The organism is Mycobacterium genavense ATCC 51234, assembly GCF_000526915.1.
Lineage (GTDB): Bacteria > Actinomycetota > Actinomycetes > Mycobacteriales > Mycobacteriaceae > Mycobacterium > Mycobacterium genavense.
On sequence record NZ_JAGZ01000009.1, the window covers coordinates 103,756 to 121,307 of the forward strand.

Annotated in this window: 15 protein-coding genes and 3 pseudogenes; 6 read left to right on the forward strand and 12 right to left on the reverse strand. The window is 68.8% G+C overall.

The window, feature by feature from the left end; all coding sequences use genetic code 11:
* Nucleotides 1–11: 11 nt before the first annotated feature.
* From T428_RS0118730 to T428_RS0118740, 4 genes and pseudogenes are all read right to left on the reverse strand, one after another.
* The gene (locus T428_RS0118730; RefSeq protein ID WP_025737683.1) at nucleotides 12–194 is read right to left on the reverse strand and encodes a rubredoxin; all 183 of its coding nucleotides are present in this window, start codon (nucleotides 192–194) and stop codon (nucleotides 12–14) included.
* The gene (locus T428_RS33305; RefSeq protein WP_169733675.1) at nucleotides 191–373 is read right to left on the reverse strand and encodes a rubredoxin; all 183 of its coding nucleotides are present in this window, start codon (nucleotides 371–373) and stop codon (nucleotides 191–193) included. Before T428_RS33305 ends, T428_RS0118730 begins: the two co-directional genes overlap by 4 nt.
* Nucleotides 370–1,612 (reverse strand): annotated as a pseudogene (locus T428_RS29405) (alkane 1-monooxygenase). Before T428_RS29405 ends, T428_RS33305 begins: the two are co-directional and overlap by 4 nt.
* A 100-nt stretch (nucleotides 1,613–1,712) precedes the next feature.
* Nucleotides 1,713–3,188, reverse strand: coding sequence for an amino acid permease (locus T428_RS0118740; RefSeq protein WP_025737685.1), 1,476 nt, complete (start codon nucleotides 3,186–3,188; stop codon nucleotides 1,713–1,715).
* Nucleotides 3,189–3,284: 96 nt separating this feature from the next.
* Here T428_RS0118740 and T428_RS29410 point away from each other — a divergent pair.
* Nucleotides 3,285–4,667 (forward strand): annotated as a pseudogene (locus tag T428_RS29410) (FAD-dependent oxidoreductase).
* On the opposite strand, the gene manA reads toward T428_RS29410, so the two are convergent.
* The 4 genes from manA to T428_RS0118765 form a co-directional block, all read right to left on the reverse strand.
* On the reverse strand, nucleotides 4,645–5,871 hold the full coding sequence (gene manA, locus T428_RS0118750) for a mannose-6-phosphate isomerase, class I (RefSeq protein ID WP_025737687.1): 1,227 nt from the start codon (nucleotides 5,869–5,871) through the stop codon (nucleotides 4,645–4,647). The pseudogene T428_RS29410 and the gene manA overlap by 23 nt on opposite strands.
* Before the next feature lie 8 nt (nucleotides 5,872–5,879).
* Nucleotides 5,880–6,965: a hypothetical protein gene (locus tag T428_RS0118755; RefSeq protein WP_025737688.1), complete on the reverse strand. Its 1,086-nt coding sequence runs from the start codon at nucleotides 6,963–6,965 to the stop codon at nucleotides 5,880–5,882.
* Nucleotides 6,962–8,359: a phosphomannomutase/phosphoglucomutase gene (locus T428_RS0118760; protein ID WP_025737689.1), complete on the reverse strand. Its 1,398-nt coding sequence runs from the start codon at nucleotides 8,357–8,359 to the stop codon at nucleotides 6,962–6,964. The genes T428_RS0118755 and T428_RS0118760 overlap by 4 nt, the downstream gene beginning before the upstream one ends.
* Before the next feature lie 67 nt (nucleotides 8,360–8,426).
* Nucleotides 8,427–8,876 (reverse strand): DUF3499 domain-containing protein, encoded by a 450-nt coding sequence (locus T428_RS0118765; RefSeq protein WP_211243977.1) that lies wholly within the window; start codon nucleotides 8,874–8,876, stop codon nucleotides 8,427–8,429.
* Between the two features lie 173 nt (nucleotides 8,877–9,049).
* Here T428_RS0118765 and T428_RS0118770 point away from each other — a divergent pair, with 173 nt between their 5' ends.
* A complete protein-coding gene (locus T428_RS0118770; RefSeq protein ID WP_025737691.1) occupies nucleotides 9,050–9,472 on the forward strand; it encodes a metallopeptidase family protein in 423 nt (140 codons plus the stop codon).
* A gap of 9 nt (nucleotides 9,473–9,481) precedes the next feature.
* Here T428_RS0118770 and T428_RS0118775 read toward each other — a convergent pair whose 3' ends face one another.
* Nucleotides 9,482–9,847 (reverse strand): WhiB family transcriptional regulator, encoded by a 366-nt coding sequence (locus T428_RS0118775; protein WP_342666348.1) that lies wholly within the window; start codon nucleotides 9,845–9,847, stop codon nucleotides 9,482–9,484.
* Between the two features lie 287 nt (nucleotides 9,848–10,134).
* Between T428_RS0118775 and cofD the strand changes: the two genes are divergently transcribed.
* The 4 genes and pseudogenes from cofD to T428_RS0118795 all read left to right on the forward strand — a co-directional run bounded on the left by cofD (nucleotide 10,135) and on the right by T428_RS0118795 (nucleotide 14,600).
* The gene (gene cofD / locus T428_RS0118780; protein WP_025737693.1) at nucleotides 10,135–11,136 is read left to right on the forward strand and encodes a 2-phospho-L-lactate transferase; all 1,002 of its coding nucleotides are present in this window, start codon (nucleotides 10,135–10,137) and stop codon (nucleotides 11,134–11,136) included.
* Nucleotides 11,133–12,485 (forward strand): coenzyme F420-0:L-glutamate ligase, encoded by a 1,353-nt coding sequence (locus T428_RS0118785; protein ID WP_025737694.1) that lies wholly within the window; start codon nucleotides 11,133–11,135, stop codon nucleotides 12,483–12,485. The genes cofD and T428_RS0118785 overlap by 4 nt, the downstream gene beginning before the upstream one ends.
* A 10-nt stretch (nucleotides 12,486–12,495) precedes the next feature.
* Nucleotides 12,496–14,025: pseudogene (locus T428_RS29415) on the forward strand (Eco57I restriction-modification methylase domain-containing protein).
* A 38-nt stretch (nucleotides 14,026–14,063) separates the two neighbouring features.
* Nucleotides 14,064–14,600 (forward strand): NUDIX hydrolase, encoded by a 537-nt coding sequence (locus T428_RS0118795; protein WP_025737695.1) that lies wholly within the window; start codon nucleotides 14,064–14,066, stop codon nucleotides 14,598–14,600.
* Between the two features lie 73 nt (nucleotides 14,601–14,673).
* On the opposite strand, the gene manB is transcribed toward T428_RS0118795, so the two are convergent.
* From manB to rfbD, 3 genes are read right to left on the reverse strand one after another with little or no spacing between them, the layout of a single operon-like run.
* Complete coding sequence (gene manB / locus T428_RS0118800; protein ID WP_025737696.1) at nucleotides 14,674–15,753, reverse strand: mannose-1-phosphate guanylyltransferase; 1,080 nt, start codon at nucleotides 15,751–15,753, stop codon at nucleotides 14,674–14,676.
* A 1-nt stretch (nucleotide 15,754) separates the two neighbouring features.
* Nucleotides 15,755–16,651, reverse strand: coding sequence for a glycosyltransferase family 2 protein (locus T428_RS0118805; protein ID WP_025737697.1), 897 nt, complete (start codon nucleotides 16,649–16,651; stop codon nucleotides 15,755–15,757).
* Nucleotides 16,644–17,543, reverse strand: a complete 900-nt coding sequence (gene rfbD, locus T428_RS0118810; protein ID WP_025737698.1) for a dTDP-4-dehydrorhamnose reductase — start codon at nucleotides 17,541–17,543, stop codon at nucleotides 16,644–16,646. The genes T428_RS0118805 and rfbD overlap by 8 nt, the downstream gene beginning before the upstream one ends.
* Nucleotides 17,544–17,552 lie beyond the last annotated feature (9 nt).

Sequence of the window (17,552 nt, forward strand, 5' to 3'; positions counted from 1 at the left end):
TGCTGAGGCCGTCAGGATCGAGCTACCTCGACCATCTCGAAGTCGGATTTCGCCGCGCCGCAATCCGGGCAGCTCCAGTCGTCGGGGATGTCGTCCCACCGGGTGCCGGGGGCGATGCCGTCCTCGGGCCAGCCCTTGGCCTCGTCGTATTCGAATCCGCACTGCACGCAGGCGAAAAGCTTGTAGTCGCTCATGAATTCACTCCTGATTCTTCCGACGCTTCGAAATCGACCTTTTCGAGCACCGCGCAATCGGGGCAACACCAGTAGTCGGGGATGTCGGCAAACGGCGTGCCTGCGGGAAACCCTTCCCGCGGAGCGCCTTTCGCCTCGTCGTAGGTGTAGCCGCAGCAGGGACAGCGGTAGACGCTCATGCGTGCACCTTCTCGGGGGCTCCGTACTTCGCCAGCACCCGCGCGCATCCGGGGATGGATGTTGACCCTGGTGATGTCGCCGTCGTAGTGCGCCAGCACCCGGTGGTCCATCACCTTGCGCCACACCGCCGGGATGTAGGTCAGCGCGATCATCGACGCGTACCCGCTGGGGAGGTTGGGCGCACCGGCCATGCTGCGCAGCGTCTGGTAGCGCCGGGTGGGGTTGGCGTGGTGATCGCTGTGCCGCTGCAGGTGGTAGAGGAACAGGTTGGTGACGATGTGGTCGGAGTTCCAGCTGTGCACCGGGGCGCAGCGCTCGTAGCGGCCGTTGGCGTTGCGCTGCCGCAGCAGGCCGTAGTGCTCGAGGTAGTTGACGGTTTCCAGCAGCGAGAAGCCGAAGACGGCCTGGATGACGAGGAACGGAATCACGCCGACGCCGAAGACCGCGATCAGCGCGCCGAACAGCAGCACCGACATGGCCCAGGCGTTGAGCACGTCGTTGGACGCATACGTCCGCGGATCCCAGGGGCTGCGGCCGAGCCGGCGGATCCGTTGCGCCTCCAGCCGAACGGCCGAGCGCAGGCTGCCGAAGACGCTGCGGGGCCAGAACTCCCAGAACGTCTCGCCGAAGCGGGCCGACGCCGGGTCCTCGGGGGTGGAGACGCGCACGTGGTGGCCGCGGTTGTGCTCGATGTAGAAGTGGCCGTAGCCGGTCTGGGCCAGGGTGATCTTGGACAGCCAGCGCTCCAGCAAGTCCTTCTTGTGCCCCAGCTCGTGCGCGGTGTTGATGCCGACGCCGCCGAGCACCCTGACCGACAGCGCGACGCCGATCTTGCCGGCCCAGCCCAGGCCTGTTTCGAAGCCCAGCCAGCCCAGGTCCGACGCGGTGAACAGGTAGGCGCCCAGCACCACGCTGAGGTACTGGAACGGGATGTAGATGTAGGTGCAGTAGCGGTAGTACTTGTCGTTTTCCAGCCGCTCCATCACCTCGTCGGGCGGGTTCTGCCTATCCGGCCCGAACCGCAGATCCAGGATCGGCAGCACGATGTAGAGCAGGATCGGCCCGATCCACAGCGGCACCTGCGCCGCGCCGTGCCAGCCGAGGTAGTTCAGTCCCCAGACGATCGGCAGCATCACGAACAGCGCCGTCGGCGGGATCAGCCCCATCAGCCACAGGTAGCGCTTCTTGTCGCGCCACTCGGTTTCCCCGAGCTCCTGGGCTGGGATCTGTGTGGTCATATGCCAAACCTCCTTGTGAGTCACACCACTTGAGGTTGGACAATACTGCCGTTTGCGTCTTGTATCTATACAAAACGACTGATTTGTAATCGAGCGTGGGCTACGTCGGTCGCGCGACCTCCCGGCGACCCTGCATCGAATGGCGATACCCGTAGCTGAGATAGATCGCGGTCCCCAGCGCCAGCCACACGGAGAACCGGACCCAGGTCAGCGCGGTGAGGTTGACCATCAGCCAGACACACGCGCAGATCGAGGCGATCGGCAGCACCGGCACCCACGGCGCCCGGAACCCGCGCTCCAGATCCGGGCGGGTCCGGCGCAGCACGATCACCCCGGCCGACACCAAAACGAACGCGAACAGCGTCCCGACGTTGACCATCTCCTCGAGCTTGCTGATCGGGAACACCGACGCCGTCGCCGCGATCACCAGCCCGACCAGCACGGTGATCCGCACCGGCGTCCCGCGTGAGCTCGTCTTGGCCAACGGCCGCGGCAACAACCCGTCGCGCGCCATCGCGAACAGCACCCGGCACCCACCGAGCACCAGCACCATCACCACCGTGGTCAGCCCGGCCAGTGCCCCGACGGCGATGATCTTGCTCGCCCAACCGATCCCGTTGGCGGTGAACGCGGTGGCCAGGTTCGCCGCCTTGCCGCCGGGCATGGTTTTGAGCTGGGTGTAGGACACCATGCCGGACAGCACCACGGAGACCGCGATGTACAGCAAGGTGACCACGCCCAGCGACGTCAAGATCCCCCGCGGCACGTCGCGCTGCGGATGTTTGGTTTCCTCGGCCATCGTCGCGACGATGTCGAATCCGATGAACGCGAAGAACACGATCGAGGCGCCAGCCAGCACGCCGTACCACCCGTAATGACTGCTGTGCGCCCCGGTCACCAGCGACAGCACCGACTGGTTGAGGCCGCTGGCCTCGTGCCCGGCTTCCGGCTTGGGGATGAACGGCGAGTAGTTGGCGGCCTTGATGTAGAAGACGCCGACCACCACGACGAAGATCACCACCGACACCTTGATCGCGGTGATCACCGCCGAAATCCTCGACGACACCTTGGTACCCACGGCGACCAGCGTCGCCACCAGGAAGACGATCAGCAGCGCGCCCCAGTCGACATTGATCGAGCCCAAAGTGATTGTGCCACCGGCAAATCCGAAAACCGACCCGAGATAACTCGACCAGCCCTTGGACACCACGGCGGCACCGATTGCCAATTCCAGCAACAGATTCCAGCCGATGATCCAGGCCAGGAACTCACCGAAGGTGGCGTAGGAGAAGGTGTACGCGCTGCCCGCGACGGGCAGTGTGGAGGCGAATTCGGCGTAACACAACGCCGCCAGCGCACAGGTGACCGCCGCGATCGCGAAGGAGATCCAGATCGCCGGGCCGGTGATGTCACCGGCGGTCGACGCGGTGACCGTGAAGATGCCGGCGCCGATCACCACGGCCACCCCGAACACCGTCAGGTCCCACCAGGTGAGCACCTTGCGCAGTCGGGTGTCGGGCTCGTCGGTGTCGGCGATGGACTGTTCGACTGACTTGGTGCGCCATCGGTTGGCCATCTGCCGCCCTCTCGTTAACGTCAGAAGTCATTGGACCGCACAGTACTGGGTACTCCCCCCCGGATGCCGGAATCCGCAGACCCGCGAGACCACGCGGTGGTGATCGGCGCGAGCATCGCGGGGCTGTGCGCCGCGCGGGTGCTCTCGGATGTGTATTCGCAGGTCAGTGTCTACGAGCGGGACGACCTGCCGCCCGCCCCGGCTAATCGGGCGGCGACTCCGCAGGATCGGCATCTGCATTTGCTGATGGCGCGCGGGGCCGCCGAATTCGACACCCTGTTTCCGGGCCTGCTCGAGGACATGGTGGCCGCCGGCGTGCCGATGCTGGAGAATCGCCCGGACTGCATCCACCTGGGCGCCGCGGGTCATGTCCTGGGAACGGGTCACACGCTGCGCGACGAGTTCACCGCGTACGTGCCCAGCCGGCCGCATCTCGAGTGGCAGTTGCGCAGCCGCGTGCTGGACATCGACAACGTAAAGATCCTGCGGCGATCGGTCGCCGAACCGCGGTTCGACCCGGCGCGCCAGCGGGTGACCGGGGTGCTGCTGGACCCGGTCGACGGCGCCGAACCGGACTTGGTGCCGGCCGACCTCGTCGTCGACGCGGCGGGTCGGGGCACCCGGCTGCCGGTGTGGTTGACGCAGTGGGGATATCGGCGGCCGACCGAGCAAACCCTGGACCTCGGCATCAGCTACGCCAGCCACCAGTTCCGCATCCCGGAGGGGTTGATCGCGGCGAAGGTGGTGGTGGCGGGCGCCTCCCACGACCAGTCGCTGGGCATGGGCATGCTGTGCTACGAGGACGGCACCTGCGTGCTGACCACCTTCGGCGTGGCCGGCGCCAAGCCGCCGACAACCTTCCCGGAGATGGTCGCGCTGGCCATCGCACTACTCCCGGCGCATTTCATTGAGGTGCTGACGAACGCCGAACCCGTTGGCGCACCGGCATTTCACGCGTTCCCGGCCAGCAGATGGCGCCGCTACGACAAGCTGGACCGGTTTCCGGCCGGAATCATCCCCCTCGGCGACGCGGTGGCCAGCTTCAATCCCACCTTCGGGCAAGGCATGACGATGACGTCACTGCAGGCCGGTCATCTGCGGCAGGCATTGCGGTCCGCGGACGGCGACCTGGCCGCTCGACTCAATCGGGCGACCGCCAAGACCACGTATCCGGTGTGGACGATGAACGCGATCGGCGACGTCGCTTTCCACCACGCCGGCGCTCGTGATCCGATCCCCTGGTAGTGGCGGCCGTCGGGAGCGCTGTTCGATCAATTCCTCGGCGCCGCCGAAACCGAACCCGTTCTCGCCGAATGGTTTTTGCGCCGGTTCTCGCTGCTCGACAGCCTCTACATGGTTCCGCCGCCGCGGATCATCGGCCGGACCATCACTCACAACCTGCGGCTGTGCCTGCGTGACCGCCGCAAATCGCGCCGCGCCGGCAGCGAACCGGCCGTCACAAACCCACTGTCGCCCTGAACAATTTGGCGGGTTCGTGTGCGACCAACCCCACCGGGCCGTCGTCGGCCGCGACCCAGGCGGCCATGCCCCGCTCCAGTTTGAGTGAGCCGGATTTCCCGTGTACCACCGCAGAACCCTCGGTGCACAACAAGATCTGCGGACCGTCGTGGTTCGGCGACGCGTCGACCTCGTGGCCCAGATGCTCACCCTCGAGCGTCAGCAGGGCGACCGCGAACTCCTCGGCCGGGGTTTTGTAGATCAGCCCGAGCCCCTTGCGGTGGACCTTCGGCCGCAACTGCGCCTCGGCGGTCGGTGCGAAGTCCAGCACCCGCAACAACTCGGGCACGTCGACGTGCTTGGGGGTCAGTCCGCCGCGTAACACGTTGTCGGAGTTAGCCATAACCTCGATCGCGAACCCGCGCAGATAAGTGTGCAGGTTGCCGGCCGGGATGTACAGCGCGTCGCCCGCGGCCAGGCTGATCCGGTTGAGCAACAACGAAGCCAGCACCCCGGCGTCGCCGGGGTAGCGTTCGCCGAGTTCCAGCACCGTCTTGGCCTCGGCCGCGAATTCCGTTGCGCCGGAGCTGACGTACTGAATGGCGCCGTCGATCACCGCGGACACCAGCACGTCGATGTCGGGCTGCGGCGCGGTGATCCAGGTGGTGAACAGCGCGCGCAGACCGTCGGCGTCGGACTGGTCGTTCAGCAGTTCGAGGTAGGGATCGAGGTCGGTGACGGTCAACGCCCGCAGCAACTCGACGGTGCGCGACGCCTGACGAAACCCGGCGAGCGCCTCGAATGACTGCAGTGCCACCAGCAATTCGGGCTTGTGCGAGGTGTCGCGGTAGTTGCGGACCGGCGAGGCCACCGGGATGCCCAACTTTTCCTCGCGCAGGTAGCCCTCGATGGCTTGTTCGGCACTCGGATGCGCCTGCAGCGACAGCGGTTCGTCGGCGGCGAGCACCTTGACCAAGAACGGCAGCACGTCACCGAACCGGTCGCGCGACGCGGAGCCGAGCTGTCCCTCCGGATCGGCGGTCACCGCATCCAGCAACGAGACCTCGCCGTGCTCGGTTTCCAGAAAGGCCGGATCCCCCGGATGCGCGCCGAACCAGAGCTCGGCCTCGGGGTGAGCCGCGGGCACCGGACGCCCGGTGAATTCGGCGATGGCCGTGCGCGACCCCCACGCATACGTCCGTACGGCACCGCGAAGCTGTTCCACTTGTCTATCTATCTCCGCACCAGTCTCAAGTAAACGGCGGCCATCTCCAGCCGAACGGCCAATACTGCCAGTTGCTGCTCGGGGCGCCCGGCACCGCCCGGCTCGCGCGCCGGTCCGGCCGGGTCGGGCAGCTCGGGCACCTCCTCGGCCGCGATCAGAAAGACGCCGTCGAGCCCGGCCACCCGCGCCGCGGCCACCGTCCGGTCGGTGGACAACGTCAGCGCCAGCACCCGCAGTCGCTGCGGCAACGGCCCGTCGATCTCCTCATCGTGGAACAGTGCGTCGACCGACGACGTGCTCTCGCCGAATTCGCGCAGTGCCACAACGGCATCGGCCAGCCCGCTGGCCGCGACGACCTGGTGGGCGATCCGCAGCAGCGTCGAACTGCCGTGCCGGGCCAGCGCCAGCGTCGCGGCGTCGTCACCGGCCAGGGCGACCGGGTGCTCGGACAGCCGGGCGGCGATCGTCTTGGCCGGGTTGGTGAACAGCTCTCGGCCCGCGCTGTTGCGCAGCGCCTCGGCATCCAGCTCGTCGGCGAGCGTCGGCAGGTCGATGTCCGGTCGCGGGTCCACCGTCTGCAGCGTGGCCAGGCCGGCGGCCAGGTACCGGCACAGCCCGAACTCGTCGGGAACCCACAGTCGCGGCGCCAGCACCGCAACGCGGCCGGCGGTGGAGTCGCGCAGCGGCCCTTCATACGGCGCGACGACGACCACCCGCGCCCCGCGGCGCACCCCGGTCGCGGCGGCACCGACCAGGGCCGGGTCGCCGGAGTCGTCGCCCGCGACGATCAGCACGTCGAGCGGTCCCACCCACGGCGAGGCCTCGCTGACGAGCGTGATCGGCGCCGACGCCGCGCCGCCCTGCGTCGCGGCCAGCATCGCCCCGGCCGTCTCGGCGGTCCCGCGTCCGGCCACCCAGATCACGCTGCGCGGGCGGTCGCCGGTGCGCAGCGAGTCCAGCTCGCCTTCGTCGGCCGCCGCGGCGATCGCGCGCACCTGCGCGCCGGCCGACGAGGCGGACCGCAACAGGCCCTGCCGGTCGGCGGCGATCAGGCCGTCGGTGTCCTCGAGGTCGATCGCCCGGGTGGCGTTCACGGCACGCCCTCGTTGCGCTGCACCTGGCCGGTGATCTCGGCGCTGATCTCGGCGACCATGGCCTCCACGTCCTCGGTGGTGCGGCCCTCGGCGTTGAGCCGCAGCAGCGGCTCGGTGTTGGAGCTGCGCAGGTTGAACCAGCTACCGTCGCCCAGATCGACCGTCACCCCGTCCAGGTGATCGATGGAGTGGATCCGGCTGCCGAACGCCTTCAACACCGCGTCCACGCACAGCGCGGCGTCGGCGACCTTGAAGTTGATCTCGCCGGAGGACTCGTAGCGCTGGTAGTCCGCGGTCAGCTCCGACAGCGGCCGGTCCTGCTCGCCGAGGGCGGCCAGCACGTACAGCGCGGCCAGCATGCCCGAGTCGGCGCCCCAGAAGTCGCGGAAGTAGTAGTGCGCGGAATGCTCGCCGCCGAAGATCGCGCCGGTTTCGGCCATCAGGCCCTTGATATAGGAGTGTCCGACCCGCGAGCGCAGCGGTGTGCCGCCGCGCTCGGCGACCAGCTCAGGCACCGCGCGCGACGTGATCAGGTTGTGGATCACGGTGGCACCGATTTCCCGGCCGAGTTCGCGGGCGGCCACCAGGCTCGTCACCGTCGACGGTGAGACCGGCATCCCGCGCTCGTCGACCACGAAACACCGGTCGGCGTCGCCGTCGAAGGCCAGTCCGATGTCGGCCCCGGTTTCGCGGACGTAGAACTGCAGATCCAGCAGGTTGGCCGGGTCCAGCGGGTTGGCCTCGTGGTTGGGAAACGACCCGTCGAGCTCGAAGTACAACGGCAACAACGTGATCGAGTCGATCGCGCCGAGCACCGCCGGGGCGATGTGACCGGCCATGCCGTTGCCGGCGTCCACCGCCACCCGCAACGGCCGCAGCCCGGAGGTTTCCACCAGCGACCGCAGAAACTCGCCATAACCGCTCAGCACGTCACGATCGGTGCTGGTCCCGGGCGGCCCGTCGTAGCTCGGCACCCCGGCGATCAGGTGCTCGGCGATCTCCTTCGCCCCGGTGTCCGCGCCGACCGGCAACGCAGCGGCCCGGCAGAGCTTGATGCCGTTGTAGGCGGCTGGGTTGTGACTGGCGGTGAACATCGCGCCGGGGCAATCGAGCGACCCCGAAGCGAAGTACAGCTGGTCGGTCGACGCCAGCCCGATCCGCACCACGTCCAGGCCCTGGCTCGTCACGCCGGTCGCGAAGGCGGCGGCCAGCGCCGGCGAACTGTCGCGCATGTCGTGCCCGATCACCACGCGCTGAGCGCCCTCGCCACGCATCAATGCGGCGAACGCGGCACCGATTTCGGCAACCAGCGACTCGTCGATCTCTTCGCCTACCAGTCCGCGGATGTCATAAGCCTTGATGACGCGGTGGACGGTCGCGGCGGGCCGAGACATGCGGGGCCTCCTTGACGCCATGGAATGATCTGCCTCTTGGCGCCAGCCTATCGGCCCGGGCGTCCTCCTAGTCGGACGGATCGGGCAACACGCGCAGGTGACCGCGGCGGCGACCGGACCGCTTTTCCGGCGGCGCGAGCACCTGGCTGCTGGGGGCGGTGGCCTGGGCGCCGGTCGGGTGGAGACTCGCGTCCGAGAAGCCATTCAGCGGCATGCCGGTGGCGTGGGGCAGCGCCGCCTGCGCACCCCTTTCGCGCACGGCGTCGGCGAGCGCGACCAGGTCGTCTTCATCGGGATTGGTGGGCTCCAACGCCAGGGGCCCGGCGTGGCGCACCAGCTCCCAGCCGCGCGGCGCGGTGATGCGGCCGGCATGTCCGACGCACAGATCCCACGAATGGGGCTCGCGCGCGGTCGCGAGTGGGCCTACAACTGCCGTCGAGTCCGAGTAGACGAACGTCAAGGTCGCCACGGCGTAATGCGGGCACCCGGGCCGGCAGCAGCGACGGGGAACGTTCACGTCGGAAAGGCTATCGTGCGAAAACGCCGCCGAAGCGCCGGACACGCGCAACCGTTCGGCCCACGATGTCCAACCGTTACCATTGGCGAGTGGGTGATTCGCGCGGTTTCCCGCGGAACGGGCGGCCGTCGGGTCGGTCGGCTTCGTACCGGGCAACTCGGCGCGGGCGGGACATGCGCGGTCCTTTGCTACCGCCGACGGTGCCGGGCTGGCGCAGCCGGGCCGAGCGATTCGACATGGCGGTGCTGGAGGCCTACGAACCCATCGAGCGGCGCTGGCAATCACGAGTGTCCGAACTCGACGTGGCCGTCGACGAAATCCCGCGCATCGCCGCCAAGGATCCCGACAGTGTGCAGTGGCCACCCGAGGTCGTCGCCGATGGTCCGATCGCGCTGGCCCGCCTGATCCCCGCGGGGGTGGACGTCCGGGGAAACTCGACGCGGGCGCGAATTGTCTTGTTCCGCAAACCCATCGAACGACGCGCCAAAGACACCGTCGAACTAGGCGAGCTATTGCACGAGATCCTGGTGGCTCAGGTGGCCATCTACCTCGACGTCGAACCGACGGTCATCGACCCGACGATCGACGACGAATAACTCGTCGCCTCAGATGATGCCGCGCTTGAGGCGGCGGCGCTCACGCTCGGACAAGCCGCCCCAGATGCCGAAGCGCTCGTCGTGTGCCAGGGCGTACTCCAGGCACTCGTGACGCACCTCGCAGCCCAGGCAGATCTTCTTGGCCTCGCGGGTCGACCCGCCCTTCTCGGGGAAGAAGGCCTCGGGGTCGGTCTGCGCGCACAGCGCGCGGTCCTGCCATTGGTCGGGCGTGAGTTCGGGTTCCGGCAGCGGCTCGGGCTCGAATCCGATTGGCGCATCGGGGACCACGGTCAGGTGGGGCCTGACCATCGGCGCGGAGCTGATCGTGGCGCGCTCAGTGCTCGGCATGACGCCCCGTAGGTGCTCGTAAGACATGCGTCGTACGCCTCCTCAGCTGGTTTTGAGAGAGTGGTTGTGTCCCGCTGTTCTGCTGTGACAGACAATTCGAACAAGTGATCGAATCTCGGTCTGCGACACCGGAACCGGCCGGCCAACCGGGAAATGACACTGATGTGATTAGACACGGGTTAATCTGCCCGGTCAAGCGTTTCGGCGTATTTCCATACCATCTCGTGATCATTTTCCGGCGTTTCTGTTATTTCGGCCCTTCGGCGTGTCCGTCACAACCGCCCCAAATCTGCTGGCCGGTACTGTCGTCCGGTGTGAAGGTCACCGTTCTGGTCGGCGGCGTCGGGGGTGCCCGGTTCCTGCTGGGTGTTCAACAGTTACTCGGGCTGGGTCAGTTCGCGGTCGAGGGACAAACTTCCGAGCACGAGCTGAGCGCCGTCGTCAACATCGGCGACGACGCCTGGATCCACGGGGTTCGGGTTTGTCCGGATTTGGACACCTGCATGTACACCTTAGGTGGAGGTGTAGACCCGGCGCGCGGGTGGGGCCATCGCGACGAAACCTGGCATGCCAAAGAGGAATTGGCGCGCTACGGCGTGCAGCCGGATTGGTTCGGACTCGGCGATCGCGATCTGGGCACCCACCTGGTGCGCACCCAGATGCTCAACACCGGCTACCCGCTCACGGCGATCACCTCGGCGCTGTGCGACCGCTGGCAACCGGGTGCACACCTGTTGCCCGCCAGTGACGATCGGTGCGAAACCCATGTGGTGATCACCGATCCCGCCGACGACAGCCGGCGCGCGATCCACTTCCAGGAATGGTGGGTGCGCTACCGGGCCGACGTGCCGACCCACAGCTTCGCGTTCGTCGGCGCCGAAACTGCCAGCGCCACAACCGAAGCGGTCGATGCCATCGGCAACGCCGACATCATCTTGCTGGCGCCGTCCAATCCGGTGGTGAGCGTCGGCGCGATCCTGGCCGTCCCCGGCATTCGCGCCGCCCTGCGCGCGGCTGCCGCGCCGATCGTCGGCTACTCCCCGATCATCGGCGGAAAGCCGTTGCGCGGCATGGCCGATGCCTGCCTGAAGGTGATTGGGGTCGAGTCCACCGCGGAGGCCGTCGGCAGATATTACGGAGCGCGCGCTGCCACCGGAATATTGGATCGCTGGCTGGTGCACGAGGGTGATTTGGAAAACTTCGAAGCGGAAATCGACGGCGTCGCGGTGCGGGCGGTGCCGCTGTTGATGAGCGATCCGAAAGCGACGGCCGAAATGGTGCGGGCCGGACTGGAAATCGCGGGCGTAGCGCCGTGACAGATTCTCCGAAGGAGCACGGCACCGCGGCGACGATCGAGATCCTGCCCGTGGCCGGGCTTCCCGAATTCCGCCCCGGCGACGATCTCGGCGCGGCCATCGCCGCCGCCGCGCCGTGGCTGCGTGACCGCGACGTCGTGGTGGTCACCAGCAAGGTGGTGTCCAAATGCGAGGGCCGACTGGTGCCGGCGCCCGCGGACCCCGAGGAGCGTGACGAGCTGCGGCGCAAGCTGGTCGACGCCGAGGCGGTGCGCGTGCTGGCGCGCAAGGGCCGCACGCTGATCACCGAGAACCGGCTCGGCCTGGTGCAGGCCGCGGCCGGCGTCGACGGATCCAACGTCGACCGAAGCGAACTCGCGCTGCTACCGCTCGACCCCGACGGCAGTGCCGCGGCCCTGCGTGCCGCACTGCGCGACAAGCTCGGCGTCGACGTCGCGGTGGTGATCACCGACACGATGGGCCGGGCCTGGCGCAACGGCCAGATCGACGCCGCGATCGGCGCGGCGGGTCTGGCTGTGCTGCACGGCTATTCGGACGCCCTGGACGAGCACGGCAACGAGTTGGTGGTCACCGAGATCGCCGTGGCCGACGAAGTGGCCGCCGCGGCCGATCTGGTCAAGGGCAAGCTGACCGCGCTGCCGGTGGCCGTCGTGCGTGGCCTGCGCGTGGTCGACGACGGCAGCACCGCCCGGAACCTGCTGCGGCCCGGCCCCGAAGACCTGTTCTGGCTCGGCACCGCCGAAGCCGTCGAGCTGGGACGCCGGCAGGCCCAGCTGCTGCGCCGGTCGGTGCGCCGGTTTAGCGACGACCCGGTGCGGCCCGAGCTGATCGAGGCGGCCGTCGCCGAGGCCCTGACCGCGCCGGCCCCGCACCACACCCGCCCGGTGCGGTTCGTGTGGCTGCGCAGCGCGGCCACGCGGACCCGGCTGCTCGATCGGATGAAGAACAAGTGGCGTGCCGACCTGGCCGGCGACGGCAAGCCGGCCGACACGATCGATCGGCGGGTGGCGCGCGGCCAGATCCTCTACGACGCACCCGAGGTCGTCATCCCGATGCTGGTGCCCGACGGCGCACACACCTATTCCGACGTCCAGCGCACCGCCGCGGAGCACACCATGTTCACCGTCGCGGTTGGCGCGGCCGTGCAGGCGTTGTTGGTCGCGCTGGCCGTGCGCGGAGTGGGCAGCTGCTGGATCGGCTCGACGATCTTCGCCGCCGATCTGGTCCGCGCCGAGCTCGAACTGCCCGACGACTGGGAGCCGTTGGGCGGCATCGCGATCGGTTATGCCGCCGAACCGGCGGGGCCGCGCGACCCCGTGAATCCCGGAGATCTGCTGATCGACAAGTGATACTGACCCGGTGACGACGTTCGCCGGCAAGGCGGCCGCATCCGCCGAGAAGGTTCGCGGCGGCTACTACACACCGGCCGCGATGGCGCGATTCCTGGCCCGCTGGGTGCGCGCGGCCGGCCCTCATCGTCGAACCGTCGTGCGGCGACGGCCGGATCCTGCGCGAGCTGGCCGCGCTGAGCGATCAGGTGCGGGGTATCGAACTCGTGCCCCAAGAGGCGCTGAAGGCACGACGATTCGCCGCGGTGGAGACCGCGAACCTGTTCACCTGGATGACCGAGTGTGGGGCCACCGGCTGGGACGGGGTGGCCGGCAACCCGCCGTACATCCGGTTCGGCAACTGGGCCCGCGAGCAGCGCGAGCCGGCGCTGGAGCTGATGCGACGCGAGGGCCTGCGCCCCAGCCGGCTGACCAACGCGTGGGTCCCGTTCGTCGTCGCCAGCACGGTAATGGTGCGCGACGGCGGGCGGGTGGGTTTGGTATTGCCCGCCGAATTGCTGCAAGTCAGTTATGCCGCCCAATTGCGCGAATTTCTGCTCACCCGGTACCGAGAAATCACTCTGGTCACCTTCCGGCGATTGGTCTTCGACGGCATCCTGCAGGAAGTCGTGTTGTTCTGCGGGGTCGTTGGTGCGGGTCCCGCGCGCATTCGCACGGTCAATCTCTCCGACGCCGACGCGCTTCAGCGCGCGGACCTCGACGTCGCATCGGCGCCCGCGCTGCTGCACGAGAAGGAGAAGTGGACCAAGTACTTCCTGGACCCCGCCGCGATCGCACTGCTGCGCAGGCTGAAACAGTCCGACACGCTGACACGGGTCGGGGCGATCGCCGACGTGGATGTCGGCATCGTGACGGGCCGCAACAGCTTCTTCACCTTCACCGATGCCCAGGCCGGCGAGCTGGGCCTGCGGGCGCACTGCGTGCCGCTCGTCTCGCGCAGCAGCCAGCTGTGCGGCCTGGTGTACGACGCCGATTGCCGGACAAGCGATATCGCGGCCGGGCACCGGACCTGGCTGCTCGACGCCCCGGACCGGCCGGTCGACGCCGCCCTGGCCGACCACCTCCACGCCGGCGAGGCGGCCGGTGTCCACCTGGGCTTCAAGTGCTCGATCCGTAAGCCGTGGTGGCGCACCCCGTCGCTGTGGGTGCCCGATCTGTTCCTGCTGCGCCAGATTCATCTGGCCCCGCGGCTCACCGTCAACGCCGCGGGGCGACGAGCACCGACACCGTGCACCGGATGCGAACCGGCCCCGGCGTCGACCCGGCGGCGTTTGCTGCCGTGTTCCACAACAGCGCGACGTTCGCGTTCGCCGAGATCATGGGCCGCAGTTACGGTGGAGGCATCTTGGAACTCGAGCCGACCGAAGCCGAGCAACTGCCCATTCCCGCCCCGGCGCTGGCCGGCGAACTCGCCGCGGATGTCGATCTGCTGTTGAAGGTCAACGAGATCGAGAAGGCGCTGGACACCGTCGACCGGTACGTGCTGATCGACGGGCTCGGCTGGTCGCCGGGGGTCGTCGCGCAGTGCCGAGCGGCGTAGCACACCCTGCGCGACCGCCGGACCCGGCGCGGCGCCCGATGAGCATCCGCGACTCGGCCATCTCGCTGCTCACCGACTGGCAGGCACCCGACCCGGCGCAGGAGTCGCTGCGGCACGCCGTGCTGGCGTTCGTGCACGGCCGCGACGATGCCTGCCGGCGCGAGTGCGCACCCGGCCACGTCACGGCCTCGACGATCGTGCTGGATGACACTGCCACCCAGGTGCTGCTGACCCTGCATGCCCGGCTGGGAAAGTGGATGCAGCTAGGTGGTCACTGCGACGAGGAGGACCCCGACATCGTGGCCGCGGCGCTGCGCGAAGCCGTCGAGGAGTCCGGCGTGCCCGATCTGCGCATCAGGCCGGAGCTGGCCGCGGTTCACGTCCACCCCGTGACCTGCTCGCTGGGTGTCCCGACCCGACACCTGGATCTGCAATTCGTCGCCCACGCCCCGGCGGGTGCGCAGATCGCGATCAGCGAGGAATCCGAGGACCTGCGGTGGTGGCCGGCCGACGCGCTGCCGCCCGGCGCGGATCACGCCCTCGCGCATCTGGTTTCACGCGCGTTGGCGCTGTAGCGCCGAGATCCCGGCCAGCTGCGCGTTGGACGCCGAGCGCTCGGCCAGCCGCGCGTTCGGCGGGCAGACGACGCTAAACGTCGCTGGAGTAGCGGATTCCGCCGTCGGGAATGGACACACCGGGCCACACCCGGGCGCCGCGCAACAGCTCGCAGCGCGCGCCGATATCGGCGCCGTCTCCGATCACCCCGTCGCGGATCAGCGCCCGCGGACCGATGCGGGCCCCGAAGCCGACGATCGAACGCTCGATGACGCTGCCGGCCTCGATCTTGACGCCGTCGAAAATCACCGCGCCGTCCAGCCGCACGCCGGGCCCGATCTCCGCGCCGCGCCCGACGACCGTGCCACCGATCAGCACCGCACCGGGCGACACCGCCGCGCCGTCGTGCACCAGCTTCTCGCCGTGATGACCCCGCAGCGCCGGCGACGTCACGATGCCGCGCACCAGGTCCGAGGAGCCGCGGACGAAGTCTTCCGGGGTCCCCATGTCGCGCCAATAGGTGGCATCCACGTAGCCGCAGACCTTGACTCCCGCGTCCGCCAGCAGCGACGGGAACACCTCGCGTTCGACGGACACCGGCCGGCCGCGGGGGATCCGGTCGATGATGCTGCGCTCGAAAACATAGGTGCCGGCGTTGATCTGGTCGGTCGGCGGATCCTCGGTCTTCTCCAAGAAGGCCAGCACCCGATCGTCCTCGTCGGTGGGCACGCAGCCGAAGGCACGCGGATCGCCCACCCGCACCAGGTGCAGCGTCACGTCGGCCGCATTCGCCCGGTGCGACTCCAGCAGCTGGGAAAGATCGGCGCCGGAGAGCACGTCGCCGTTGAACACCAGCGCGGTGTCATGGCGCAGCTTGTCGGCGATGTTGGCGATGCCGCCCCCGGTTCCCAGCGGATCGGATTCGGTGACGTAGTCGATCTCGACACCGAGCGCCGAGCCGTCACCGAACTCCGCCTCGAACACCCCGGCCTTGTAGGAGGTGCTCAGGATGACGCGCCGGACGCCCGCCGCAGCGATGCGCGACAACATGTGGGTGAGAAACGGCACTCCGGCCGTCGGCAGCATCGGCTTGGGCGCCGACAGCGTCAGCGGCCGCAGGCGAGTGCCCTTGCCGCCCACCAGAATCACCGCATCCACTGGGGTCGTCGTCAACTCAGTGCCGCCCTTCTGCCCGCTTCGCCGAACGCTGGCGGCGCGAGCTGCGCACCATCAGGGCCGAACGCAGCGCCAACGAGACCCGCAACGTCCAGCGCAGCGGAGCCAGCCACCAACCGGTATGCCGGTCGGCCAGAAAGATATAGGTACTGCGATGGTGCGCCGCGAGGTGATTGGCCGGATCGTCGCCGGTGGAGTGGCCCTTGTGGTGCAGCACCTCGGCCGACGGCACGTAGACGTTGAGCCAGCCGGCCTTGCCGAGCCGGTCGCCGAGGTCGACGTCCTCCATGTACATGAAGTAGCGCTCGTCGAACCCGCCGATCTGCCCGAAGGCCGAACGACGCAGCAACAGACACGATCCCGACAGCCAGCCCACCGGCCGTTCGCTGGGCTCGAGCCGCTCCTGGCGGTAGGCCGCCGTCCAGGGATTGCGCTTCCAGAACGGCCCGATCATCGCGTGCATGCCGCCGCGGATCAGGCTGGGCAGCAGCCGCGCCGACGGATACACCGAGCCGTCGGGGTCGTGGATCAGCGGGCCCAGCGCGCCGGCCTGCGGCCAGCGGGCGGCCGCCTCGAGCAGCGCGTCGATGCTGTTGGGACCCCACTGCACGTCCGGGTTGGCCACCAGCACCCAGTCGTCGATCTCCCCGCGCTCACCCAGGTGCTCGATCGCGCGATTGACCGCGGTGCCGTAGCCGAGGTTGCCTCCGGTGCTGAACAATCGCACATTCGGGTAGCGCTCCACGGCCGCCTCCGGGGCGCCGTCGGTGGACCCGTTGTCGGCCATCAGGACGCTGACCGGGCAGTCGGTCGCCAGCGACAGCGAAGCCAGAAAACGTTCGAGGTGGTGGCCCGGCGAATAGGTCACCGTCACGACCGGCAGGACGTCAGTCACGCGTAGAGGTTATCGGTCGGTGCACCGGGACCGGCCCCTGCGACGCGGCCAGCGCGGCGACGAGTGCGGGGCGCCAGGGCCGTAGCGGCGTCAGGCCCGCCGCCGCCGACTCCCGGCTCGACAGCGCGGAGTAGGTCGGGCGCGGTGCGGGACGGGGAAATTCCGCGGTGCTCACCGGCTTCACCCGCTCGGGGTCGGCGCCGCACTCCTCAAACACCGCACGGGCCAGGCCGAACCGCGAGACGACGCCCTCGTTGGCGGCGTGCAGGATCGGCCCGGGCACACCGTCGTCGGCCACCTGGAACAGGGCGGCGGCCAAGTCGGCGACGTAGGTCGGCGACCCGACCTGGTCGTCGACGACCTTGATCGGGCCGTCACCGGCCGCCAGCCTGCGCATGACCGCGACGAAGTCCTTGCCGGTGCCGCCGGTGTAGACCCAGGCGGTCCGCACCACGACGGCTTCCGGCAGCGCCGCCAGCACGGCGACCTCACCGGCGCGCTTGCTGCACGCGTAGACCCCGCGGGGCGTGGTCTCGTCGCTGGGTTCGAACGGGCGGGGATCGGCGTAATCCCCGGCGAACACGAAGTCGGTCGAGACGTGGATCAGCCGGGCGCCCGCCCGCGCGCAGGCCTTCGCGATGTGCGCCGGCGCGGCCTCATTGACCACGTACGCCCGCGCCTCGTCACTCTCGGCGCCGTCGACATCGGTGTAGGCGGCGCAATTGATCACGACATCGCCGCTTGTCACGATTGCCTCGGCGGCGGCCGGGTCGGTGATGTCCCACTGGGCGGAGGTCAGCGCGAGGATGTCGCGGCCCTGATCGGCGCCCTGTGCTGCCAGACAACCACCCAGCTGCCCGCCGGCCCCGGTGATCACGATCCTGCCCGACATGGTTCGAGT